The following is a 24,428-nucleotide window of genomic DNA, read 5'->3' on the forward strand; positions in this document are numbered from 1 at the left end:
TTCTCCTAAAATATATTGCATAGTGTAAGACACCCTGGTTAGAGAGCCAGGGTGTCTTTGTGCTTATTGTAAGAAAATTTTCCAATAAGTGTTTCGCCGTTTGAGAATATGAGTTAAAATAGAAGGTGTGTATTTTTTTTGTTAGCATAAATAAAGGGGTTAAATACGAGAGGAGAGAATCTACACAATGAGTAAAAAGTTATCCGTCTTGGTACTCACTATGGTGTTGCTTTTGACGGTAGCCCTGGTAGGTTGTAGCAAGAAGTTAGAACCGAAGGAAGCTGTTACGACCGGTACAGCTAATGCAATGAAGTTGAACTCTTATGAATCCAAAAGTCAATTCACGATTAAGGAACTGACCATTACATCCGCTTCTGTTCCAAGTGAGCAAAGTGCAATGGTAACTAGCATGCTGAAAAATGCTGATATTACGTTGGATGGTGTATACCAAAAAGAACCTTTCCAATCTGAAATGACGCTCGGTATTCATTTGAAGGGTGATCTTTCCACCAGCTTCACGATTCCAATGGTAATGACTAAAGATAAACTGTACGTTAAAATTCCTAATATTCCATTTTACCCGCTTCCACAGGATGTTGTAGGTAAATTCCTGATCATTGATCCACAAGAACTGGCTAAACAATCAGGACAAGAATTTAACCCTGCAGCCATGGATCAGGAAAAATCGCAGAAATTTGCGAATGAAGTGATTGCTGCTATTATGAACGAGTATGATCAAGCTACGTACTTCTTTGATATTGATCCTAAAGACGCTAAATTGCCACAAGGCGTTGAAGCTAAACAAGTAGTTCAGTTTAAAATAACGAACGACAATGTGAAGCAAGCGACCAATACATTTATCACTAAGGCGCTTCCTAAAGTCCTTGATGTGATGTCTAAAGATGAATATGCTAGCATGCTTCAAGTGAAGAAGGAAGAGTTGGCTGAAGCGAAGAAAGAACTGCAATCCAACACCAGCGAAGTTAGCAAAAAGCTGGACGAGTTGAAAAACTATTTGACGGTGAAACAATTTGACATTAACACAGCTTTGAACAAGGATAACATTCCTGTGTATCAAGACCTGAATGCGAATGTAGAGATGAATGATCCGGCTACAAAAGACAATGTGAAATTGTCCGTAACAGGCTACACGCAATACAGCAAAATCAATGCTAAAGCAGCATTTAAAGTGGGTATTCCAACAGGTGATCAAGTCCTGACTATGGAACAACTGCAACAAAAAATGCAAACTGTTGCTCCTTAATTATGGGATGACATGATTGCAAAACATCATTTTTTTCGTATATGATGTAAGAAAACCGCTCGGCATAAGCCGGGCGGTTTTTTGTTTACTGTTAATGTTGTCCCTGTGCAGTCATTTAGCTCTGCCACACGTCATCCTCAGCCAAAAGTCCAAACATCTGGTGATCCTGCCATGCGCCCTGAATCTGTATAAGCTTGCGAGCAATGCCTTCTGGCTGGAAGCCGCATTTTTTTAATACACGTTGTGAGGGATCATTATGCAAAAGGGTACCCGCTTGGAGACGATGTAGAGATAAGGCACGAAAGGCATATTGTATGATCAACTTTAAGGCAGCGGTCATATGCCCTTTACCCTGTTCATGATGATCCATCATGTAGCCGATATCAGCGAATTGTCCAACTCCACGTACTAGATTGGAAATAGAGATATAACCGATGAGCCGTTCTTCCTTTAAGAGAAAGATACCGAACACGTAACCTCGATCCTCTTCGGCCTGATGCAATTTCTGACGGATATAATCCTGCTGTTTCTCTAATGTGAAAAATGAATCCTCGTAAAGCGGCTCATAAGGCGCATGGGAATCCCTATTTCGGTGCCTAAGGGCGAGAAGGGCTTCGCTATCCGCTAAGCTAAATGGCCGTAAAAAGATACCTTGAGGCGTATTATACAAGCTCATAGGCATGAGGTGATCTCCTTCCATGGGGAATTAGCAATGAGATGAAGTGTTTTGGAATTTTCCCCCTCAGGATGAAGATAGGGGAGGAGACAATTTGGCGGCCGCTCTTTTTTGCCGGAGATGCCGAAAAAAGCTCGTTAGCAACGAGGCACATTCCTCCTGAAGTACACCACTGGTTACCTCTGTGCAATGATTGAACCGAGGCTCCTGTAATAAATTCATCAGCGTGCCTGCACAGCCTGCTTTGGGATCTGTGGTGCCGTATATCAGATGAGGGACTCGTGATTGAACAATGGCTCCGGCGCACATCGGGCACGGCTCCAGGGTGACATACAGCCTGCAATCCAGCAGGCGCCAAGCACCCAAATGCTCACTGGCCTGACGAATGGCAACCATCTCTGCATGTGCAGTTGGGTCAGCATCCGTCTCGCGCAAATTGTAACCGCGGCCGATGATTTCATTATCTTTTACGATGACAGCTCCGATGGGGACTTCACCTAACGTTTCTGCCTTATACGCTTCCTGAATGGCTTCTTTCATCCAATAGGCGTGATCCATAGTGGTCACTGGGAAAATGCTCCTTTCAAACGCGGAATTATCCAACGAACAAATATTCCGTTGTTAACATGATGTGAATAAAATTGTGGATAACACGGCACTTGTCCACAGGTTTATCCACAGTTTATAATAAAATCTGTGTATTTGTGGACTACCTGTGGATGATTATCTTCTTATATTGTAGGCAAACGCCCGTCTATTGACAATACTGTACACAAGGTGTGTATTTATGTATATCCGGTAAATGTAAATGCTGGTATCAGAGGCGCTATTACGGTATCATTGAGTTAGCAATTGCCAGTAATCGCCAGCATACGGCAAGAGGTGAGAAATCAGTGTGTCGATAAAAATCAGAATAACGATCATTTTGTCGGGGTCCGTCCTGTTCATCCTGTTGTTAAACATCGCACTCAATTATTACACGACCCACGAAAATCTAAGAAGTGACAGTGAAACTAAAATGGTTCTGACCGCTAAAATTATCGGAGGAGCTATCGAACAAACCCAACATAGCTGGGAGGCCGTTGACAAACAGCTCGGATATAATCTGTGGCTTTCTGCCACGTTGGCTGCCAATCAGCTCGATCCTGACATCCGAAATATTCAGCAGGAACAGCTTCAACAGATAGCCACACTCCACAGGGATATTAATATTTCTTTGATGATTCGAGACGGGCAGGGGTATAAGGTTGTCAAATCCTCCGATCCTAAAGAAGTAACGCCATCCGATCCATTGACCGGGCATTGGAAAAATGCAGTTGACCAATTATATGAGCATGGACAGGCTGCAATGGCGCAAGGTCAGAAACTGGATCATTTTTGGACCGGATCATTTGACTACACGGGTTCAGACTCCTCACATATTAATAAATGGGGATTTTATTATGACCAAAAACGTAACTACTTAATTCGAATTTCCTTTCAGGATACTTCAGTACAAAATTTCATAACCATCCTGAGTCCCGATGAGATCGTAAAGCAAACCCAACAAGTGGATTATCGCATCATGGAGATTACAGGAATTAACCCTGCAACCTTTGGTGGCGCTACGATGGACAAGAACGGGAACGACTGGAAATACTATTACATGTACAACAAACCGATCCAATTCGGCACGTATCAACTAACGAGAGTGCAGGAGGATCGTTTGGCCGTGTCCAGGGCTATCATCTCGGGGGAGAGTATTGTACAAGACTGCTATATTAAAGGCGAACGGGTTCTCGTCAGTTACATACCTTTTTATCCGGCTAACCGTGATGCCTATGTTATCCGTATTGTTATGAATTATGATACGATCACTTCTGTTATTTCCAAGCAATTGATTAGTTTAATTGCCATTTCTATTGTCCTTTTAGAGGTTGTGATCATTGGAAGCTATGTGCTTGCCAGTCTGTTTGTCCGTCCAATTCAGTCGATTCTGGGCAAAGTGAACGAGATGGCTGATGGTCATTTTGATACACGGCTAGAAATCAAGGGTGGTCATGAGCTTGCACAGTTGGGTGAGCGCATCAATGCGATGGCCTACAATTTGGGGGTGTATACGAGAAGACTCGAACAAATGTATGAAGAGAACCGTTCTGTAAAGGAGCATCTGGAATCGGTTATTAATCAGACAGCAGATGCGATTCATGTGACTGATGAGGAGGATCGTGTCGTTCGGGTCAATCATGCCTTCGAAGCTTTGTACGGCTGGACCAAGAAAGAGTTGGTTGGTCGTAAGCTGGAGTTTGTACCTCCGCAGCAACAGGAGGAGTATGAATTTCAGAAGAAGAGTCTGCTTCAGGGAGAGAGCATCGTATCAAGTGAGTCCCTTAGAATGCGTAAGGATGGAAGTACGGTAGAGATTAGTATGAGCACGTCTCCTATTCTGGATGAAGAAGGCCAGATTTTGGGGTTTATCTGCGTGTCCCGTGATATCACGGGTCGCAACCGGATGGAGGAGCTGTTGCGCAGATCAGAGAAACTGACAACCGTCGGACAACTAGCGGCAGGTGTAGCGCATGAGATTCGTAATCCGCTAACCACGCTACGTGGCTTTCTCCAACTACAGCAGCAAAATCAAGTGTTGAATATGAAACACAACGATATTATGATGTCTGAGCTGGATCGCATTAATTTGATCGTAAGCGAGTTTTTAATTCTGGCGAAGCCACAGGCGGTGCATTTTCAGAAAAAAGATGTTCGCTATATTGTGAGCGATGTGATTTCTTTACTAGATAGTCAGGCGCATCTGCTGGGCATTGTATTCAATCTTCAGGTCACGGACGAGCCTGCCCTGGTATACGCCGAAGAAAATCAGTTAAAACAGGTATTCATTAATTTACTTAAAAATAGCATGGAGGCTATGAGTAAAGGTGGTATCATCACGATTCATTTGTTCTTGGAGGGAGAAAGCGTTAAAATCTTCATACGGGACCAGGGAACGGGTATTCCTGCAGAAATGCTGTCCAAGCTAGGAGAACCTTTTTTCACAAACAAAGAAACAGGGACAGGACTAGGACTTATGGTCAGCCAGCGTATTATACAGAGTCATAAAGGCACACTGGATATTGAAAGCACAGAGGGAGAGGGAACGACAGCCCTGGTGCAGCTTCCGATTGCCAAGCCGGAGTAACGGGCAGGGGCGCAGGAGGAAGTGTGTTAGTAGAAATGGAGGGTACACAGGTTGCGCATTAACAAGTTTATCAGCGAAACCGGTTTTTGCTCGCGCCGGGAGGCGGACAAGCTGGTAGAGAGCGGCAGCGTGACGATTAACGGCGAAGTGGCCGTGCTGGGTAGTCAAGCGGAGGAAGGCGATGATGTTCGCGTGAACGGCAAGCCGCTGCGCGAGAAGTCCGATCACGTCTATATTGCATTGAACAAGCCGGTGGGCATTACAAGTACAACGGAGAGCCACATTAGAGGCAATGTTGTTGATTTTGTGGGGCACCCGCAGCGGATATTCCCGATTGGACGCCTGGATAAGGATTCGGAAGGTCTCATTTTACTTACCAATGATGGAGACATTGTGAATAAGATTTTACGGGCAGAAGGCAAGCATGAGAAAGAATATATCGTAACAGTGGATCGCCCTGTCATACCATCTTTTGTGCAGGGCATGTCCAGTGGTGTGAAAATACTCGGTCAGCGGACGCTACCTTGTGAGGTGACGCGTGTATCTGAGTATGTATTCCGTATTATCCTGACTGAAGGGAAAAATCGTCAGATCCGGCGTATGTGTGCTGCCTTCGGTTATGAAGTAAAAAAACTGCAACGGCTGCGAATCATGAATATTCGGTTGGGGTCCCTTCAGAAAGGTGCCTGGCGTGATCTGACAGAGGCTGAGAAGCAGGAGCTTGGCCAGATGCTCGATTATACGCTTAGCTAATGCCAGAGGGGCTTTGTATAGCCTACAGCGTATGATCCTCTTATCAGATAAGGCCAGAGTACAGGAAGCATAAACAAAGAGGCACCAGCTGCATAAAAATGCGGCGGTGCCTTTGTTCATATAACATATGCATAATCAACCTTCACTCGAGCTTGAGGTAGGACTGATGACTTGTGTCCCGTTCTGATATTTGCGGAGAACAGATATTTCAACACGACGGTTTTTGGAGCGTCCTTGACCATCTTGATTGCTTGCCAATGGACGATACTCGCCATAACCGATGGATACAAACTTGGTTGGATCGAGATCTGGATTGAGCAACAAGATACGCAAGAAATTCAGAGAGCGCTTGGCGCTCAAATCAAAGTTGGACGGGAACTGGCTGTTGGAGATCGGTACATTATCCGTGTGACCCGATACGATAACATCATAGCCAGGGAACTGCTGAAGCATACTAGAAATAGACTTGGCCAGCTTTCTTGCTTCCGGCTTTACTTCGGCCTGCCCGGATGAAAACAAGGCATTATCACTAATGGTGATCATCAGCTGTGATTGGTTCAGCTTGGTATTCAGCAACGGGGTCAGGCCGTTATTTTGAATGTATTGATCCATTTGTTTTTTAAGTTTTTTTAAATCTTCTTCTTCCCGCTGGGCCAACTGTTTTTGCAGTTCAGAGGTAGAAGTAGCCTTCGATTTTAAGGGTTGTGATACTTGTTCTTTATTTTTGCCCATATCCATGGATTGTGACGACGGATTCGCGGCCGAGTGATCCAGCACGCCAGTGCCGCCACTAAAAGCTGCACTCAGGGATTGAGCCATAGTTTCAAATTTTTTGGCGTCGAGCGAGCTCATACCGAATAAGACAATGAAAAGAGCCAACAGAAGGGTCATTAAGTCGGAATATGGCAACAGCCAGCTTTCGTCAGCATGCTCTTCATGCGGTTCATGTCTCTTTTTACTCACTGGAATCGCCATCCTTCTGGGTCAACGTAGCCCGTTCGGTCGGAGTCAGGAAGATCGTCAGTTTCTGACTGATGGCAATCGTCGATATCCCCGATTGAATGGAAAGCAGACCTTCGACCATCATTAATTTAAGCTCCACTTCTTTTTTGGATAACCGTTTGAGCTTGTTGGACATCGGATGCCACAGGACATAACCTGTAAAAATACCGAGCAACGTCGCAATGAAGGCTGCTGCAATGGCATGAGAGAGCTTTTCCATGTCACTAAGGTCGGCCAGAGCGGCGATCAGACCTACAACCGCACCGAGTACCCCGAGCGTTGGAGCGTACATACCAGCTTGAGAGAAGATCAGCGCGCCAGAGCGATGTCGGTCCTCGGTAGCATTGATATCCTCCATCAGAACGTCCCGTACGAATTCCTGATCATTTCCGTCAATAATCATTCGCATGCCGCCACGCATAAAGGGATCGTCGATTTCCTCTACCTTAGATTCCAAGGCGAGCAGACCTTCACGACGGGTAATGGATGCCCACTCGGTAAACGTACCGATGAGCTCTTTGCGGTCTAACAGTTTTTGTTCGGTGAAAATAACCTTGAACAGCTTCGGAATCCGTTTGATTTCTGCCATCGGGAAGGCCATAAATATACTCGCTGCCGTTCCGACGAAAATAATCATGTAAGCAGCGGGATTATTGACCAGATTGACGACCGGAGCGCCTTTTAAGATCATCCCGACGACCAGTGACATAATCCCGAGCACAAGTCCGATAATGGTTGAAATTTGCATGATACACCTCATCCATGAGAATAGATTTTGAATCCTTTCATGCCGCCGGGGTCGTCCTTGCCCCAAGCGCGTCATTACAAGACGGATTATAGTATTTATCGACAAAACTCTCTTTTTTGTTAAGTGCGAATTTCCGGTATAATAAGGTGATTATGTATTGAATGGCGGAACCATTGGAGGAAATGGCATGGGAGTAAAGCATGGGCGTGAGTATGAACAAATTTTGAACGATTTGACAGAGGCTGTGGGACGCATCCCAGACAGCTACGAATTTTTCGAGATGGAAGCAGAAGATTGGGACAGGCTGGACCCGGCGGGACGCCAGGAAGTCAATGAAGCTTTGGCAGAAGACTTATTTTATGCACTGGGTACAGAGCCCATAATCACTGTAGGCAGTGGCGTTGTGATCTATGAGCCGGAGCAGCATCGTATCTATGTACTCATTGGAGACGAGGAGCTGACGTCAGTCCCATTGATTTGAGGTCCGTCTTATGGATTTATCAACGGGGCCGTGGTAATATGTACACCAATATATCGTAGTTTTGGCCGTATTTAAGCGGTCGAAAGGCTTCCGTATAAACGGGGAGGAGTTCGTAACATGCCTTTTACACAAGAAGAGATTGAAGCACATCTGGAGAAACTGGAGGGCTGGGAACTGGAGGAAGGACGTTGGATCGTTCGGAAATATAATTTTTCCAGTTTTATGAAAGGGATTGCATTCGTGGATGAAGTTGCCGCTATATCTGAAGCATTCAATCATCATCCATTTATTACGATTGATTACAAGACCGTGACTCTGCGTTTGACCTCTTGGGACGACGGCGGTATTATGGCCGTGGATATTAAGGAAGCCCAACAATATAATGAAGCTTTTGAAAAAATGCGCAGCAGTCATTGAGCTTGTAATGATCTGTCGTATGATGATAAAAGCGCCTTCGCTATACAACATCGCGGTTGTATGCCGAAGGCGCTTTTATCATAGAACCTGGGTTTGGTGCTCGGGACGATATACCATACAAAAAAACGGTTTTTTGCCATCGGGAGTCTGGCGTTCATAGGTATCTGTAAGCTCAAATCCAGCCGCCTTGTAAGCCCGGATAGCGCGCCCATTCCAAGTGAGTACCTCTAGATCAATTTCATTCTTCGGGTTGCGTCGTTGGGCTTCCTCTGCAATGGCACGGACAAAATCAGCGCCTTTGCCATGTCCGCATCTTTCGGGATGCATTCCAAGACCTAGCCGGGTCACACCGATCATAGGAAAATATTGAGCAAATCCCGTCAGCTTATTCTCTTCATCCAGTACGGCAACATATTGCTCTTGGCGAAGCGTGGGACTTCCAAATTCGACTTCAAGCGCCTTCATTTGTTCCCAGGGGAGCCAACCGTATATATTATAAGGTGGGTCATAGCGCCACTCACAGATTGCAGCCGCTTGATGCTCGTCCATCGGTACGATCCGATAGTTGGATATTGAGGCCGGCATGTGTTCCATCCTCCTTTTACAGGTACTTCAATCATTAACAACAGATTGTAGACAAGTTGCAGGGGAATGGCAAGCGTGTTTATTTCATACTCAAGTCGGGTATACATTCAATAAGAAGGAATTACTGCTCATATGCTCCCCCAGCGCTGACGGTAAAACCGACGATGTTCGCTAAAATTGAAACCTTTTGAGGCTTCAGTTCGTCAGTAATGATAATAATTGCTGATGTTGTGGACATAAAAAACCGCAATTCGATTCCGGCCAGAATCAAATTGCGGCTAGGGTTAGCTTGCTGTGCGTTAGTTATTCTACGTTGTCGTCATCAGGAATTTCTGAAGCTACAGAATGGTAAGCGTCTGTGCTCATAATTCTTTTTGCACCGACATAGCGGTTAGCGTAATAATTTTCGTTCAGTGAGCTAACTACTACACCACGTGAAGTCGAGGAGTGGGCAAATTTCCCTTCACCTACGAAGATACCTACATGGGAAATGCCTCTTCCTGTGGTGTTGAAGAACACCAGGTCTCCAGGTCTCATTTCATCGCGGGATACAGAAGATCCCATTTTGAATTGTGATCCGGATTGATGCGGAAGTTTAATTCCCAGTTTGTTGAATACATACATTGTGAAGCCGGAGCAATCGAATCCCTCGAGTGTAGTGCCTCCGCTTCTGTAGCTCGTTCCTTTGGCATCTTGAATGACCTGGTCCATCTTAGAGTCTGCATATGCACTGCCGCCACCGAATGTAAAAGATGTAAAGGCAATGGCAAGACCCATAGCTGCGATCGTTAGCTTCTTCTTCAAAAAAAATATACCCCTTCCAATGCCTGCGAGGTTAGCTTAAGGATTCGGTAGAAGGTTCCCCTATGACCACTCTGTTGCGAGATCAATTCACCCAAACTGGTTCCCCCGCTTCCTAGGTGCCAGGAATTAGGCTTAACTTAAGATGTGCACCTTGGAGAGCAGTATTCACAATAACGTTATTTTTGAGATAAAGGTTACAATAAAGATTACAAAGTTGTTACTATCAGTTCACTGCGATTATTGTAACAAAGACGGCTGGCTTTGGCAAATGTTTCATTGCAAAAAGTTACAAAAAAAATCTGCTCCTAATGTCCAAGGAACAGATGTTGTTAACAGTATTCAGTTATGTGTCGTTTGCGCGGATATGAATCAAGATTTTTCGACAGACGGAAATGAAGTAAAAAACATAAAGGCAGGGCTTAACTTCTACTGGAGATATCGGTATGCCATAGTCTGTACTGCGAACTGATATGCCACAGCCTGACCAGACTAGTAACAAAATGATACGATTGCTGGAGAATGAGCGCCAGCATGCCAGTCCAAATCATCGCCACGGTGCCAAATAGACCGAAGACCAGCAGCACACAAGCACCAAGCAAAAGAGATATACCGACAGCTGGAAGGAGCTGGCGAAAGAAGGCGAGCAGGGACGATAGTATGGCGTGACCACCGATAGTCCCCAGTTGCATATACAGGATGCACTGCCGAATGAACCATCCGTATGCCATCCATCCCATGACATAGGGCAACAAATGCAGCAGATAAGAGGAAGATTGAAGTGCTCCTGCTACAATAGGGTAGAGTCTCGGTACTACCCAAATGGCGGGAAGCAGCAGCAGTCCCAACTCGATGGTGTAATACAACAGCGACGACATGCCATGGCGTTTCATACCCTTGAAAAAGGACAGGCTTTGCGGTTCAGTCGCATCGGTATGCAGGCTTTGATATATTCCGGCTCTAATGAAGGGAGTGATCAGTATGCGTAGTACAGTCGCCCCTAGTAGTATCCACAAATACACATGTACTTCCCGGCTGTCCATCAGAGCAATCTGGCTCTCCATCCAAAACAAGGTCTGTCCCAGCTCGTTTTGACCCTGATCAGGATAACGGAGCAGTAGCGGGATAACGGCAGACTGCACCAGCCGATAGAGAAACACCCCCCACAGTAGTCGATACAGAAATAAAATGATAACGATATAGAATCGTATGCGCACCAGCGCCCAGCCCTCTTTTATAACAGTCCGCATCTATAGACACCTCACCATGACAGACTTCCAAGCAGTGTTTCTAACAGCTTGGTTACACTTACATTCCAACGGGTTTGTTGCTTTTCGTCCAATTCGGCTTTTAGGCTATTGTTAATGTGCTTGTTCTCCAGTGCAATGGTATATAGAGGATCAAGGGTTACATAGGAAACGGGAGAAGTACTTTTGATCCGAAAAGTTGTGCTTTTGCCCGCGCCGTCCCAAGCCTTGAATATCGTGGTACCATCCTTGAAGGTAAATTGGACAGGGATCTTGGGATAATCCGCCCCTTTTTTGCTGACCGTCACGACTGCTTCATATCCATTCTCCAGCTTGTGGTTCGTGATATGATCCACCGAAAAGTCCGCCATCTGGCCGTCATATACATACTGTTCAAAATAGTGGCTCCATGAGCGTCCGGTGGCTCTCTCCACGATACGTTGAAAATCCTGGGAGGATGGATGCTTGAATCGGTACGTCTGGACGTAGGTCCGCATAATCCGATCCATTTTTTTCATACCCACCTGACGTTCAATGCCCCGTAGTACCAGCTTGCCTCGAGAGTAGGCGTTTTGCGCGTACTCAGCAGCCGAGCCGTACTTCCATGACTCGCGGTTTAGCGGCTGTGGGGAGGCTATCTGTCCCGATTGTAATGGCAAGTTGGGGGTAAGCCCATATTCTTGCTCCATAAGCCGCTCCTCTGCATAGGAGGTGAAGCCTTCATCCAGCCACGGCTCCTCAAATTCGTTATTGGCTACCATTCCGTAGAAATATTGATGTCCAATCTCATGAACTAATGTTCGTTCCAGACTATAGCCAGGATTTAGATTACCCGCAGCAGCGGCTGTGATGAGTGTCGGATACTCCATACCGCCGGCTCCATTGCCTGATTTGGGTGGAACCACGATGGATAGGGTGGAATATGGATAAGGCCCGTACCATTTGCTGTAGTACGAAAGAGCGGCCTTCGCTGCGCTCATATAACGCCCTTTGAGCTCCTTGTGCGACGGGTCAAGGTAGAGCTTGATTTTGACACCAGGGACTTCAGCAGAAGAAAAGGGTTCTTCTACGGTTACAAAGTTGGGTGAAGCGGACCAGGCAAAATCGTGTACATCATCGGCATAAAATTGATATATTTTTTGGCCGTTCTGTCGGACGGCACCACGGGTGGGAAATCCGGTCGCTGCTACGATATGAGTTTCAGGCACCCGAATCCGTACGCTGTAAATTCCAAAATCGGCATAAAACTCGGAGTTACCATGATACTGGTGGAGGTTCCAGCCCTCCTCGGCGCGTCCACGTTGTCCTGCAGTCTCGTAGACGCTGAGCTTCGGGAACCACTGTCCTGCCATTACAAAATCATCTGTCGCACCCATACGAGCGAAGATGGCGGGCAGTTTTACCTCAAACTTCATATATAATGTGATTTCTTCGCCACCTCGTACCGGCTTGGGTAGACGCACCTTCATGAGCGAACGGTCGCCTGCGTTACCGTCATCTGGCTGCACATATTGGATGCGGTGCATGAGAGATAAACCGTCTTCTGTTTTTAGTTCAGTCAGCGTCATGGAGCCAAAGCCGTCTTTGGGCATGGTGTCTCCGCGCAGCTTTCCACCGGATTCCTTCATAAAGGTGGTTTCCATGGAAGAGAAGGCATTCGGGTATAGATGAAGATACAGATCATTCACGGTTTTCTTGCCCGGATGCCTCCAGGTCAGTGTCTCAGTGCCTCGCAAAACCTGTCCTTTTTCCAGAGACACATCAATGTGGTACTCTACCACCCGTTTGCTGAGGATTTCTGTAGCGGGCTGTGGAGGGTTCTTGGGCAGGTCAGGCAGGATGTTTGCCCCTAGAGGCTTGCCCATATTTGGGGCAAGCGCAGACTCAGACAGGGAGCCGTATAGTGGTTGGCCTATGGACTGCGGGTCTGATTGCGATTGGGGCTGCCAGGCAAACCATAACGTCCCTGCGAGGAGACCGAGGGCTAGTGTAGACAATAAAACGATTTTAGTGCGTGCTGGGGTCATACAATGGATACCTCCCGTTGACAAGCATCTACAGCATGTATATGTTTGCTTTCAGGAGATTATTAGTTAAAATATTTATAGTGTAGAATGAGTGTGAAGACGGAAAATGGAGGTCTAGTGACGCATGAGTGAAAATCAGCCGGACGGCAAAAAACAGATTGCACTGAACATTGTCAGTGGCAAGAGTAAACATAAGGGTTTCGGCGCAGGCTCAATCGACCTGAACAGCATGTCCCCGGTCATCATTGACCGAGGAGAAGCGAAAATTGATATCGGTGCCATGCATGCCAAAAGTAAAGTAGAACGTGGTATCAAGTTCTCTACGAATAAAGAGGATGTACCGAATGGACGGCAGGTATGGCTCGTATGGGTAGCCGTGGATCGTACGCCCGAAGGACGTATGTACGGCGGCGCCACCGCCTGCGAGATGCTGATTGACGACGAAGCCAAACGCGGCTGGAAAATCCTCGCCGATCACGTCAACCGTATGGATTACGCGCTCAAGCGTCGTTTCATGCTGGATGATCTCGGCAGCGAAGATAGAGCAGCGCTTAAAAGCCTGCTAATTTCGCATAACGAGGAATGGTGGGACGCTTCGCCTGAGGAATTGAAGCAGGCGCTGGAAGGATAGGCCCAGCGTTAACGCAGTAAAAAAAGCAGCCACTTCTGTGGGCTGCTTTTTTTATTTATCTGAGTTGACACTAACCTTTTAGTAAGTAGTTGTCCTGAAAGTGCATACTTACATATTTGTAGCGCTCACTTTATACTCAAAAATAAATAATACTTAAGGAGGACAATTCTTTGAAAACTCTTGTTATCGTTACACATCCAAGCATCGAGGCATCTGTCATAAATAGGCGATGGGTAGAAGAACTCAAAAAATATCCAGAAAAGTATACTATCCACGAATTGCATAAGGTTTACCCTGACGGGAACATTGATGTGGAAAAAGAGCAGCACTTCATTGAATCACATAGCAATCTCATTTTACAGTTCCCAGTTTATTGGTTTAACAGTCCGCCTCTCCTTAAAAAATGGCTTGACGATGTTTTTGTTTATGGCTGGGCTCATGGTTCAAATGGAGGTGACAAATTAAAGAATCGTAAGGTTGCTTTAGCAGTATCTGCCGGAAGTAAAAAAGAAGATTATAGTGAAGAAGGAAGATATCGCCATACACTTGAGCAGCTATTATCTCCTTTTGAAACAACCTTCCTATATTGCAATGCAGATTATCGTTCGTTCTTTGCGTTTTATGGTACAGAAAAAGAGTCTGGCGAAAATGAGATTGGTACGTCCGAAAGCGAATTGGAGAAAAGCGCACGAGATTATTTGAATTTTATTGACAGCCTGTAATAGGAATGTCTATTGCTGTCCGTCCTCCAGAGCTGGCAAACCATTTTCCTCTCCCCACTCGCACATCATATTTAATAATGGAATGAGAGAAAGGCCACGTTTAGATAGTGAATATTCAACTTTTGGAGGGATCTGGGGAAATTCCTTGCGTATGATAAGGCCATCTGCCTCTAGCTCTTTTAACATGATGCTTAGTGTTTTGAAGGAAATGGTACCGATACTTCGCTTCAGCTCGTTATGTCGCATAACCTTATTTTCAAAAAGCCAATATATAATGATCATTTTATATTTACCGCTTATTAAGGACAACGTATATCCAAAGCCAGTGTCTTTTAGGACCACGCCAGACGGAACACAGGGTTCACTCATAAATTACACTCTCCTTTAGGTAAGTATATAATATGAATGTGCATACTTTACAACTGATCATTATGCAATTTTAGTGAAAGGATGTAAAGTATGCTCGCTATAAAATGTTTCTGTATCTTTAAACGGAGTGATTCTAGAAACGGAGAGGAGCATCTTGACATCCTGGAAAGGCATTCACTATAATTCAGATAGAAATCGCTTCCACTCCTTTTTTTATTCATTTTGTGGAACCGGTTCCTTGAAAGATGTAGTTAAGTCCTATTCACTGTTTATGAATGTAATCTCTAAATAAGGTGGCATCGTTATGATTAAATGGTTGAAAAAGAAGGCGGCTCCTCGTATTGAAGAATTCGACATGGTAGCACCAATCAAAGGAAAAGTGGTTTCCCTTGAAGAGGTTCCAGATCCTGCGTTCTCTACGAAGGCTATGGGGGAAGGCATCGCTATTCATCCGACTGAAGGTAAAGTGACTGCTCCTTTTACGGGTAAAGTCGTCCACGTGATGGAGAAAAGTAAGCATGCTCTGATCATTGAGCATGAATCTGGTGTACAAATTTTGATACATGTCGGGATTAATACAGTTTCCCTCAAAGGACAAGGGTTTAACCCTCACGTTCAAACAGGAGATAACATTAAAGCAGGGCAATTACTGATGGAGTTTGATCTAGACGCGATTCAACAGGGGGGATTGCCTGTAATTACTCCGGTAATCGTTCCAGACGGGCAAGAGATGATCAGCCATGTGGAAATCTTGGAAGGAACATCTGCCTCTTCAGAAGTACCCGTATTAAGAGTCCACTTAAAAGCCTAGTTCTCATTCAGAAAAGACTAACCAGGAATTCCTGGTTAGTCTTTTCTTTAGATGATTATCTGATCGGTCAAGGATCGGGTATGACCATGTAATCAAAAGCTAGGATTCACATATTTCAGATATCCGCTGATTACAATTGCCTTCGTACAGCCCTCCATGAAAGCAGATCACTTTTTTAATATCATAAGGCAGCAGGTTTTTAAGAGATTCTTTGGCCATATTGAAATCACAGCAGTATTGCGGGTCTGGAGCCAATAATTTGCTGCTTACTACGCGTAGGGCATCTCCTGCAATCAGGGTTTGACTGGATTTATGATAGAAACTTAGGTGTCCTGGTGTATGACCAGCAGTATCTATAACTATGATCCCCCCACAGAAGGACAATTCCTCTCCGGCAACGATGGTGGAGTTTACAATAGCCTTTGGGGGATTTTCAAGTGTACGCCGGAATGCATGTCTCCATTCTACCGGAACGGATTCGGGCATGGAGCTTACAGCTTGATCTATTGCTTCTGGAGTCAGCTTTATAAGCTGTTTTTCTCCTTGTATATAAGGCCTTTCGATAGAACTGGCTAATACTTGAACTGGGGATGAGGAAGCCCGGATTATATCTGTTAAACTGCCGATATGATCAAGATCCTGGTGTGTTATTAATATGGAGGTAAGTTTATGGATTGCTAATCCGGTGTCTAGAATAGCCTCATGTAAAAGTGAGAGTTGCCCGGGGTAAGTCGTATCGACTAAAATCATGTTATCTTCGTCCCACATTAAAGTGGGGTGAATACTCTCTATACTTCCCATGATGTTAGCAGAAACCTGGAGTATGTGTATTCCCTTGTCTAATTGCATCGAATCCCTCCCATAAGAGTTGATGTAATACAAAGGAATCGTATCATGAAATCCAAATATGTAAACCAATATTATAACATAAAAATAATTATTTGTAAATATGCACAATTTTAAATTTGTGTGACAGTTAAGGAGTGATGACGTGAAGAAAATTTATTTTGTCAGACATGCCCAAGCAACCGGACAGGAACCAGATGCCCGACTCACCGATGAAGGTACCCGGCAAGCTGAGCAGTTGGCTGATTTTATGGAGAATGTAGGTGTGGAATATATTGTGTCCAGTCCATGGAAACGGGCCGTGCGAACCATTCAGCCCTTGGCTGAGCGTAGACAGTTGCAGGTATATACTGATCTACGTCTTCAGGAACGTGTATTAAGCGGTGAGCATCTGGATCATTGGCTGGACGTGCTGGAGCAGACGTATTTGGACGAGGACTTGAAGCTGGAGGGAGGAGAATCATCTCGTGAAGCAGCAGATCGAGGAATCCAGCTTGTCCAGGAGCTTATAGAGCGGGCGGAAAAAACGGTTATCATTGTAACTCATGGAGCTTTACTATCTCTTCTCATTCGACATTACGATCCGCAGTTTGGTTTTGAGGAGTGGAAAAAACTTTCGAATCCAGACATATATTTGCTAGAACTGAAAGAAGCAGAAGCCAAGATTCATAGAGTGTGGAATACGGGTTGAAATAAATAAAGCACGTTCACCATAAGTGCAGAATGGAATCGAAGAGGGAGGCGCATGTTGAATGCAAACCGTTTTTTTAGAATTAGAAAAGGCGTTGTTTCAAGCTTGGTCTTTGGAGTCTAGCTCTAAATGGATAGCAAATAATCCTGCGGCTGGACAATGTGGTGTCACAGCGCTTGTCGTTCAGGACAGGCTTGGCGGCGATATTTTGAGGACATGGCTGGATAGTGGTTGGCACTATTACAACCGCATTGGTGAGGACATTATAGATTTTACGAGGTCGCAATTTTCAATCCCTCCACAGTATCAGGATGTATACTCCAACCGGGAGGAGGCTTTTTCGGACACCAATGCAGAGCAGTATACAGCTTTAAGTCGGAGATTAAAGGAATTTCTGAACGAAGAAGAATAAGGGGATTTAAATCTGGATGCAGTCATAAAGACGTGATTTTTGAACCTGATCCAATGGAAGGTACTTTTTGTTGCCAAATATACGTTAAAGAGCTGAGTAATCAGTAAAATTTTTGAAGATAAAAGCTGTATTTACGTTATAAAATGAGCTATACTGAGGTAAGAATAGTAAAGGAGTCGTGCGCTAACACGACTCCAGTATACAACCACTGCTTAAAGAGCAGTCGGCAGTAGGGTCCAACAATAGACCGTTACCTTTGTGGGGGGCGGTCTATTTCTTTTTCATGTAGGTAAGCAATGTTTCTTTAGAAAAAAACTAATGCAGCCAATGGCCGGGAATGCTTAGAGAGGGGGGCAGTTTGGTTTTACAATTGCCCTTAGCCGAATTTAATTGCGCTTGTGTAAGGAAAATACTTCCTTCCAGATTAGCTCCACTTAAATCAGCGTCTCTAAAATCCGCACCGATAAGGTCGGTCATTCTCATATCGGCTTCTCGGAGGTCAGCAGCAATAAGTAAAACTCCTCTCAAATTGGCACCCCTAAGATTGGCGCCTCTCAAATTTGCCCCGATAAGGTCTCTACTCCTGATTTTTTTATTATATTTATTGCGCTCTAAGTTTTTCTTACCTTTTTCTCGTACTAACTCACTTGTTTGTAAAAGTAAATCATTGACTAACGCCCTATGGGTTGGTACATGAAGATTTATGAGGGATTTTGGATCTTGATCCGTAAGCTGCTCGGTTTTCGCCATAGCTTTTTGTAAGTCTGTATAGATGGGGTGAGTTTCTTTTAAGTTAAGGGCTTCATTTAGGTAATAAAGCATTTCATGAAGCTGTTGCATGATGGGAAATATACTGAACATTTCCTCAGCTATTGCCGGGTGGTCTCGCCAGCTTTTTCCGTTGTATGTAACTTGGGAAATTTTTTGACCTGCTCCAAAGCAATCATATACCGTACAGCCTCGCAAGCCGTTGTTTCTTAGATTCTTATGAATATCACAACGATAATCCGCATTTAGGTTTTGACAAGGAGTTCCTCCATCCTTATTAAAAGCAAAATCAGCTGATTTTGCATAAGGCAAGGCTACACAGCATAAACCAAAACATTGTTCACAATTTGCACTATACAATAAACACACATCCTTTTACTGGCACCTATTAAATATAATATTACCAAAAAAAGATGGAGCATGGTCTATTGTTTTTTCATAGACTTCTAGAGTCTGCTGGATCGTTTAGAGAAGAAATTTAGTCTTTTGCCAGGTTCAATTGCCATGAGACTCCGTATTTATCTTCAACCCACCCAAATTGTTGGCTTACGGGAGAGGCTTCAAGGGGCATTAGAACTCGGCCTTCCTGAGATAGCTGGTCAAACACGCTATGGATTTCTTCTTCCGAATCACAAGTGACGAGTAGCGATAGAGCTGGGGTAAAAGGGTGTTTGTTGTGATGATTTTGGTCAATAGCCATAAAAGTCTGCCCTTTGAGGTTGAATACGGCATGTAACACGGTTCCATCTTCCTGATGAAAAATGCTCATAATACCAGACGGCTTAAATACAGAGGTATAATATTGCATGGCTTCTTCTGCTTGACCTGAGAACATGAAAAATGTTGTAATTTTTGGACTGGAATCTTGCATGAGATCAACTCCCTAGACTGGATCGTAGATGATAACATCTTTCCTCTTTTTTAATAGAAATATTCAACAGTGGAGAAGTGCTTCATAAAGAAAGGTATGCAAACATGGGAAAGGGGAAAACAGGATGATGGACGCGACAGCAGGGCTTATTGATATGTTCGGCTCAGGCAAGAAGCTGGACGCCAGCATCATTTCCGCTTATACGGATGTGGTTGCCCAATATGGGACCATGGAGGATGCTTGGGAGTTATACAGGCTTTTTGTAGAAGATCCCCATCATTATATCCGGGGGTTACTCCTCCAGCCGATCATGAGATGCGGGGATGTTACTTTGGCGCAGGATATGTACGAGCGTTACGTTCAAAATCAGGCATCCCCAGAACATATACCTGACGGTGTGCTGTATGTGCTAGGTTATTTGGGTTATGTGGAGGCTGCTGCTGATCTTGTCGCTTTGGTGAATGGGCCATATGGAGTTGCGTCTGTGGATGCCTGTTTGGGACTGGTACATCTTCCATGCGAACCGTATCGTGAACAACTAGCGGCTGAATTGGAAAAAGTGTTGGATCAGAATTTGTTTAATGAATTCTTACCTCTGTTAAGCTTTAAATGCACTACTGAAGATATGATTCCGCGATTGGTACATTGGGGAGAGCAACATGCTTCCGTAGACTGTAATGCAGGAATTATTGCTGGAATAGCATTGTTTGGAGAAGGGCAGAAGGATACGATTCGCTCTATCCTGTGGAATCCGTTTTGGGAGGCTCATGGAACGGCTACAGGCAGTTGTGTGTGGTCTTATTTTGCTATGCAGCATGTAGGGCTAACCTTTAGGGAGCTCGTTCAGGATATAAAAAGCTACGATGCATCCAAAGAAGATGTACAGGCATTGGAATATCGTTTGGACGTGCTATATGAGATGTTGGAACTCAAGCTAAGCTATACAGCCCGACCGATCCGGTTCGCTCGCAGCAATGAGGAATCATTTGGTCAGCTATATAGCGATTTGTTTAGCTGGTCTAACGAACATCACGATGACTCTATTATAGGCTGGATGAATGAACAGTTGGGGGTTGAGCACCGACTGCTGGAACGGTATTATGAGCTAAGGAAACGAGTCGAGATTAAAATGGTGCATGAAATTGAGCTGGAGCATGTTCAGAAAGGGAGTTAATCGTAACAGGAAATAAGAATTTTTGATGTAAAAGGACGAAATAGCGGAGTTTGGCGGCGATATGGGGATTCGCCCAGTCCGCGGGCTGATGTCCCGCATAGGATACATCAGCCTAGAACACAAGGAGTGAAACACATGTCTTTACTGCCACAAGTTCCTTTCGGAACGCAACCGGGTACTCCGGGTCCATTCACGCCGTCAGGTCCTTCGATTCCACAATTTCCTGATATGCAGGATTCCTTCCCATCTCCGATAGGTCCGCCACCAGGCCCAGGGCCATTTTCGCCACAGCCGTTCTCACCGCCGCCGCAGGGGCCATTCGGTCCGCAAGGTGGGCAGCAAACTCAAGCACCAACTTCCCCACCACCGCAATTTACGCCACCGAAGCCGCTGGTTTCGGCGTATGCGGTTGACCCTGGAGCCATTTTCGGTTGTTTGTTCCGCAACACGTTTGTATGGCTGACGAACGGGGAGCGTTTCTGGATGTACCCTGTCTTTGTAGGCAGGACATCCGTAGCGGGTTTCCGGTGGAGTGGTCGTTTTTGGTTTTATTATGGTGTAGACACTAACCGTATTGAGTCGTTTAGCTGTTATTGGTAATCGCGCAGCTTTAGGGAAGAGCGGGGCTTAACGGGATGATGGCTGATGGCACTGGCAAGAGAGGTAAATGGGTAAATGAGGTAAGTGAAGCGAAAATAAAAAGACTGAGAGAGCGCTCATCGCGTTCTCCCAGTCTTTTTTTGCTATTAATCCATCCACCAACGCTTAAAATTGCCCCACCACGATTTCTTTTCGGCTTGTCGCTCCGCTTGGTCAGTTGGCGTTGCTGCCGGTGGGTTATCTTGCCCCGACAGCGTATCCTTTGGCTCCGTGCCGCTGACGAATACCTCCAGCCGCTTGTCCGGGCTGTCCGATGCAGCCAGCTTGCCGCTGGCCGGATCAATATAAGCGCTGACTACGCCGTCAGGGATGGGGAAGATTTTGGGCGGCACATTCTCCAGCGCTTTCTCCGTATATTGCGCAAAAATCGGAGCCGCCCGTCGGGCATCCTGTGTGCTGATGGCCTTGCCCTTGTCGTAGCCGACCCAGACAGCGGTGGACAGCTCGGGGGTAAAGCCGACCATCCACGCATCGGTGTTGGTCGTGCCGCTCTTGCCGGCGACCGGGCGCTTGATCAGCTTCGCGACCCGGTTGCCGGTGCCGCCTTCTTCAAACACGCCTTCCATGAGGCGTGTGAGGACGTAGGCGGAGGCGGGCTTCACCACCTGCACGGGCGCGGCTTGGGGCGCTTCGTACAGCGACCGCCCGGCCGCATCGGTGATGCGCAGCACTGCCACCGGAGCCACCTTTTGCCCGCCGCTGCCGATGACCGAGAAGGCCGAGGCCATCTCGAACGGGCTGACGGGCGACACGCCCAGCGCCAGCGAAGGTACGGGCTTGAGCTCGCTTGTAATGCCCATTTTGCTGGCGAGGTCCATGACCTTATCCGTTCCCACCTTCAAAATGGTGCTAACGGCATAGATATTATCGGACGCCGCAATTGCGCGCCGAAGATCTATTTCACCCAAATATTTGTCTCCAAAATTTTTGGGCTTATAGGTCTTGCGATTGTTATCGTAGTGGAACAACGTCGGTCGGCTTTCGAACTTGGACGTACTCGTTAATTCGCCGGAATCCAGCGCGCTCAGATACATAATCGGCTTGAAAGCGGAGCCTGGCTGCCGGGTTGTGGCCAGCGCATGATTATATTGATTCCCGACATAGTTCGTTCCACCGACCATGGCCTTGACATGTCCGTTGCGCGGGTCCATGGAGATTAACGCGGTTTCCAGTCCGTTGCTGCTCTTCATGCCCTCGTTTACAGCCGCCTCGGCTGCTTGCTGCATGTGCATATCCAGCGTGGTATAAATGCTCAGGCCACCATGCTCAAGCACCCCTTCGCTAATCCCAAGCTGATGAGTCGCCAGTTGGCGGACGTAATCGCGGAACCAGGGAGCGGCTTCCACTGTCCGGCGCTGGCTCTCGGGCCGCAGGGCCAGCATTTCCTCATAGGCCTTGGTGGCTTCGGCCGGAGTAATTTTGCCGGTGAGCGCCATGGAGTCCAGTACAATTTTCTGCCGATCCTTTGCATTTTTCATATGATTATACGGTGAATAGTAGGTCGGTCCTTTCGGAATACCTGCTAACAGGGCGCTTTCGGCCAAATCCAGATCCTTTGCGGATTTACCGAAATACATTTGCGAAGCTGCTTCAATGCCATAGGCGCCATGACCATAGTAAATTTCGTTCAAATACATTTGCAGCAGCTCATTCTTGGTGTACTTCATTTCAAGCTGTGCGGTATAGATGGCCTCCTTGGCCTTGCGAGTCCACGTTTTCTCATGAGATAAGTACAGATTGCGTGCAAGCTGCTGAGTCAGCGTGCTGGCCCCTTGCGACATATCCCAGCGGGTCAGATTTACGATTACCGCCCGGCCCAGACCTTTGAAATCAAAGCCGAAATGATCGTAAAATTTCCGATCTTCCACAGCCAGGGTAGCTGCAATCAAATCGGGTGAAATGTGATCAAGCTGGACCGGAATGGATTCTTTGCCTCCAGCAGAGAAAGTGGCGATGACTTGCCCTTGACTATCGAGCAGACGTGAATTCCGATCCGTATCCGCGAGCGGAAGGCTGGTCGTGTACAAATAGGCGAGCAGGATGCAGGCGGCGATGACCGTCAGAATAGTGAGAGACATCAGTCCTTGAAAGCATCGAAGCCAAAGCGGTTTACGCTTGGGGGATCGCCCGGTCGTATCGGTCATCATGCCACCTCCTTCCATAGTTGATGTTCTCAGTATAGTCAATCCGAAAGCGTCTATTCATCAGATACACACACGTGTCTATTTTAAACAAGATTAAATCTCCAAATTGCTTTTGCAGTCCATTCAGGTATCACTTATAATGCAAAAAGTGTGAAATTCCAATGCGTTTGGTACAATAAATATAGCAAACTCGGCGTTTGCGTGTTGCTGATATAAGGAAAGTCAACGTTTATGCTACCGGATTGCCGGACACATACTTTGATCAGAAAGAAGGTTGGAATGATGGACTTGTGGTTTACGGAGAAGCAGACTCCCTCTTTCGGCATTACAGCAAAAATCAAACAAACCTACGTCTCTGAGAAAACAGATTTTCAGGATCTGGCTATGATCGAGACTGAGGAATTCGGCAATATGCTTGTTCTGGATGGCATGGTGATGACAACGGTTAAGGATGAATTTGTGTATCACGAAATGGTAGCACATCCGGCCTTGAATACACATCCGAATCCGAAAAAAGTTTTGGTTGTGGGCGGTGGCGATGGCGGCGTTATTCGTGAGGTTATCAAGCACCCTGAAGTGGAGAAGGCTGTATTGGTTGAGATCGACGGTAAGGTGATTGAATATTCCAAAAAATATTTGCCTGAAATCGCAGGAAAGCTGGACGAGCCTAATGTAGAAGTGCTGGTCAATGACGGGTACATGCACATTATTGAACACAAAAATGAATACGACGTCATTATGGTCGATTCGACGGAGCCGGTAGGTCCGGCAGCCCCGCTGTTCGAGCGAGGGTTTTACCAAGGTATTTTTGAAGCGTTGAAGGAAGACGGCATTTTCGTTGCGCAAACGGATAATCCTTGGTTCAAGGCAGACCTGATTCAGAAGGTCAACAAAGATGTGAAGGAAATTTTCCCGATTGTGCGTGTGTATGGTGCGAACATTCCGACCTATCCTAGCGGTTTTTGGACATTCACGTTGGGTAGTAAGAAGTATGATCCGCTCGAAGTAGACGAGACCCGAATTCCAGAGATGGACACCCGATATTACAGTCCGCGTCTACACAAAGCGGCGTTTGTATTACCTAAATTTGTGGAAGATTTAACGAAGTAAACATTTTAAGAAGCGTCTTAGTGGTCTTTATTACCTTTTTTTGGGT

Annotated in this window: 26 protein-coding genes and 1 riboswitch; of the genes, 13 read left to right on the forward strand and 13 right to left on the reverse strand. The window is 45.9% G+C overall.

Annotated elements, in window-relative coordinates:
• The first annotated feature begins 187 nt into the window (after positions 1–187).
• Positions 188–1,264 carry a hypothetical protein gene (locus tag NSQ58_RS05380; RefSeq protein WP_076161093.1) on the forward strand — a complete coding sequence of 359 codons (1,077 nt, stop codon included), beginning with the start codon at positions 188–190 and terminating at the stop codon, positions 1,262–1,264.
• Positions 1,265–1,379: 115 nt separating this feature from the next.
• Here the strand turns inward: NSQ58_RS05380 and NSQ58_RS05385 are convergent, their stop codons facing one another.
• Together NSQ58_RS05385 and tadA are read right to left on the reverse strand one after the other, a co-directional pair.
• Positions 1,380–1,946, reverse strand: coding sequence for a GNAT family N-acetyltransferase (locus tag NSQ58_RS05385; protein ID WP_076161096.1), 567 nt, complete (start codon positions 1,944–1,946; stop codon positions 1,380–1,382).
• A gap of 60 nt (positions 1,947–2,006) precedes the next feature.
• Positions 2,007–2,507 (reverse strand): tRNA adenosine(34) deaminase TadA, encoded by a 501-nt coding sequence (tadA, locus tag NSQ58_RS05390; protein WP_028542604.1) that lies wholly within the window; start codon positions 2,505–2,507, stop codon positions 2,007–2,009.
• Positions 2,508–2,835: 328 nt separating this feature from the next.
• Between tadA and NSQ58_RS05395 the strand changes: the two genes are divergently transcribed.
• Both NSQ58_RS05395 and rluF read left to right on the forward strand, forming a co-directional pair.
• On the forward strand, positions 2,836–5,112 hold the full coding sequence (locus NSQ58_RS05395) for a PAS domain S-box protein (RefSeq protein WP_028542603.1): 2,277 nt from the start codon (positions 2,836–2,838) through the stop codon (positions 5,110–5,112).
• 51 nt (positions 5,113–5,163) lie between these two features.
• Positions 5,164–5,865, forward strand: a complete 702-nt coding sequence (gene rluF, locus NSQ58_RS05400; protein ID WP_028542602.1) for a 23S rRNA pseudouridine(2604) synthase RluF — start codon at positions 5,164–5,166, stop codon at positions 5,863–5,865.
• Positions 5,866–6,000: 135 nt separating this feature from the next.
• Here rluF and motB read toward each other — a convergent pair whose 3' ends face one another.
• Together motB and motA are read right to left on the reverse strand one after the other, a co-directional pair.
• Positions 6,001–6,828, reverse strand: a complete 828-nt coding sequence (gene motB, locus NSQ58_RS05405; protein WP_025723781.1) for a flagellar motor protein MotB — start codon at positions 6,826–6,828, stop codon at positions 6,001–6,003.
• Positions 6,821–7,615: a flagellar motor stator protein MotA gene (gene motA, locus NSQ58_RS05410; RefSeq protein ID WP_028542601.1), complete on the reverse strand. Its 795-nt coding sequence runs from the start codon at positions 7,613–7,615 to the stop codon at positions 6,821–6,823. The genes motB and motA overlap by 8 nt, the downstream gene beginning before the upstream one ends.
• 187 nt (positions 7,616–7,802) lie before the next feature.
• On the opposite strand from motA, the gene NSQ58_RS05415 reads away from it, so the two are divergent.
• Both NSQ58_RS05415 and NSQ58_RS05420 read left to right on the forward strand, forming a co-directional pair.
• Complete coding sequence (locus tag NSQ58_RS05415) at positions 7,803–8,096, forward strand: hypothetical protein (RefSeq protein WP_028542600.1); 294 nt, start codon at positions 7,803–7,805, stop codon at positions 8,094–8,096.
• A gap of 117 nt (positions 8,097–8,213) precedes the next feature.
• A complete protein-coding gene (locus tag NSQ58_RS05420; RefSeq protein WP_007428083.1) occupies positions 8,214–8,513 on the forward strand; it encodes a 4a-hydroxytetrahydrobiopterin dehydratase in 300 nt (99 codons plus the stop codon).
• 78 nt (positions 8,514–8,591) lie between these two features.
• Here NSQ58_RS05420 and NSQ58_RS05425 read toward each other — a convergent pair whose 3' ends face one another.
• The 4 genes from NSQ58_RS05425 to NSQ58_RS05440 all read right to left on the reverse strand — a co-directional run bounded on the left by NSQ58_RS05425 (position 8,592) and on the right by NSQ58_RS05440 (position 13,173).
• On the reverse strand, positions 8,592–9,098 hold the full coding sequence (locus NSQ58_RS05425) for a GNAT family N-acetyltransferase (protein ID WP_028542599.1): 507 nt from the start codon (positions 9,096–9,098) through the stop codon (positions 8,592–8,594).
• A 303-nt stretch (positions 9,099–9,401) separates the two neighbouring features.
• Complete coding sequence (locus NSQ58_RS05430) at positions 9,402–9,902, reverse strand: C40 family peptidase (protein WP_025723776.1); 501 nt, start codon at positions 9,900–9,902, stop codon at positions 9,402–9,404.
• Positions 9,903–9,907: 5 nt separating this feature from the next.
• A riboswitch (cyclic di-AMP (ydaO/yuaA leader) is annotated at positions 9,908–10,045 on the reverse strand.
• Positions 10,046–10,321: 276 nt separating this feature from the next.
• Complete coding sequence (locus tag NSQ58_RS05435) at positions 10,322–11,149, reverse strand: hypothetical protein (RefSeq protein ID WP_341056993.1); 828 nt, start codon at positions 11,147–11,149, stop codon at positions 10,322–10,324.
• 11 nt (positions 11,150–11,160) lie between these two features.
• Positions 11,161–13,173, reverse strand: coding sequence for a M1 family metallopeptidase (locus NSQ58_RS05440; RefSeq protein WP_075153526.1), 2,013 nt, complete (start codon positions 13,171–13,173; stop codon positions 11,161–11,163).
• Positions 13,174–13,297: 124 nt separating this feature from the next.
• Here NSQ58_RS05440 and NSQ58_RS05445 point away from each other — a divergent pair, with 124 nt between their 5' ends.
• Together NSQ58_RS05445 and NSQ58_RS05450 are read left to right on the forward strand one after the other, a co-directional pair.
• Positions 13,298–13,804: a YwhD family protein gene (locus tag NSQ58_RS05445; RefSeq protein WP_028542596.1), complete on the forward strand. Its 507-nt coding sequence runs from the start codon at positions 13,298–13,300 to the stop codon at positions 13,802–13,804.
• 170 nt (positions 13,805–13,974) lie between these two features.
• Positions 13,975–14,526, forward strand: a complete 552-nt coding sequence (locus NSQ58_RS05450; RefSeq protein WP_028542595.1) for an NAD(P)H-dependent oxidoreductase — start codon at positions 13,975–13,977, stop codon at positions 14,524–14,526.
• Positions 14,527–14,535: 9 nt separating this feature from the next.
• Here the strand turns inward: NSQ58_RS05450 and NSQ58_RS05455 are convergent, their stop codons facing one another.
• A complete protein-coding gene (locus NSQ58_RS05455; RefSeq protein WP_025723772.1) occupies positions 14,536–14,895 on the reverse strand; it encodes a winged helix-turn-helix transcriptional regulator in 360 nt (119 codons plus the stop codon).
• 304 nt (positions 14,896–15,199) lie between these two features.
• Between NSQ58_RS05455 and NSQ58_RS05460 the strand changes: the two genes are divergently transcribed.
• Positions 15,200–15,706, forward strand: coding sequence for a PTS sugar transporter subunit IIA (locus NSQ58_RS05460; RefSeq protein ID WP_341056994.1), 507 nt, complete (start codon positions 15,200–15,202; stop codon positions 15,704–15,706).
• 99 nt (positions 15,707–15,805) lie between these two features.
• On the opposite strand, the gene NSQ58_RS05465 is transcribed toward NSQ58_RS05460, so the two are convergent.
• Positions 15,806–16,555: an MBL fold metallo-hydrolase gene (locus NSQ58_RS05465; protein ID WP_028542594.1), complete on the reverse strand. Its 750-nt coding sequence runs from the start codon at positions 16,553–16,555 to the stop codon at positions 15,806–15,808.
• A gap of 142 nt (positions 16,556–16,697) precedes the next feature.
• On the opposite strand from NSQ58_RS05465, the gene NSQ58_RS05470 reads away from it, so the two are divergent.
• On the forward strand, positions 16,698–17,243 hold the full coding sequence (locus NSQ58_RS05470; protein ID WP_028542593.1) for a histidine phosphatase family protein: 546 nt from the start codon (positions 16,698–16,700) through the stop codon (positions 17,241–17,243).
• 61 nt (positions 17,244–17,304) lie between these two features.
• On the forward strand, positions 17,305–17,655 hold the full coding sequence (locus NSQ58_RS05475) for a YunG family protein (protein ID WP_028542592.1): 351 nt from the start codon (positions 17,305–17,307) through the stop codon (positions 17,653–17,655).
• A gap of 315 nt (positions 17,656–17,970) precedes the next feature.
• Here NSQ58_RS05475 and NSQ58_RS05480 read toward each other — a convergent pair whose 3' ends face one another.
• Together NSQ58_RS05480 and NSQ58_RS05485 are read right to left on the reverse strand one after the other, a co-directional pair.
• Positions 17,971–18,783, reverse strand: a complete 813-nt coding sequence (locus tag NSQ58_RS05480; RefSeq protein WP_049828494.1) for a pentapeptide repeat-containing protein — start codon at positions 18,781–18,783, stop codon at positions 17,971–17,973.
• A gap of 118 nt (positions 18,784–18,901) precedes the next feature.
• Entirely contained in the window at positions 18,902–19,294 is a 393-nt protein-coding gene (locus tag NSQ58_RS05485) for a VOC family protein (protein ID WP_028542589.1), read from the reverse strand.
• A gap of 124 nt (positions 19,295–19,418) precedes the next feature.
• Between NSQ58_RS05485 and NSQ58_RS05490 the strand changes: the two genes are divergently transcribed.
• Both NSQ58_RS05490 and NSQ58_RS05495 read left to right on the forward strand, forming a co-directional pair.
• Positions 19,419–20,468, forward strand: coding sequence for a hypothetical protein (locus NSQ58_RS05490; protein WP_028542588.1), 1,050 nt, complete (start codon positions 19,419–19,421; stop codon positions 20,466–20,468).
• A 135-nt stretch (positions 20,469–20,603) separates the two neighbouring features.
• Positions 20,604–21,068: a hypothetical protein gene (locus NSQ58_RS05495; protein WP_028542587.1), complete on the forward strand. Its 465-nt coding sequence runs from the start codon at positions 20,604–20,606 to the stop codon at positions 21,066–21,068.
• A 146-nt stretch (positions 21,069–21,214) separates the two neighbouring features.
• On the opposite strand, the gene NSQ58_RS05500 is transcribed toward NSQ58_RS05495, so the two are convergent.
• Complete coding sequence (locus NSQ58_RS05500) at positions 21,215–23,272, reverse strand: transglycosylase domain-containing protein (protein WP_103744921.1); 2,058 nt, start codon at positions 23,270–23,272, stop codon at positions 21,215–21,217.
• Between the two features lie 282 nt (positions 23,273–23,554).
• Between NSQ58_RS05500 and speE the strand changes: the two genes are divergently transcribed.
• On the forward strand, positions 23,555–24,382 hold the full coding sequence (gene speE, locus NSQ58_RS05505) for a polyamine aminopropyltransferase (protein ID WP_316244511.1): 828 nt from the start codon (positions 23,555–23,557) through the stop codon (positions 24,380–24,382).
• Positions 24,383–24,428 lie beyond the last annotated feature (46 nt).

The sequence above is a fragment of the Paenibacillus sp. FSL M7-0134 genome, from assembly GCF_038007865.1.
GTDB classification, from domain to species: domain Bacteria; phylum Bacillota; class Bacilli; order Paenibacillales; family Paenibacillaceae; genus Paenibacillus; species Paenibacillus polymyxa_B.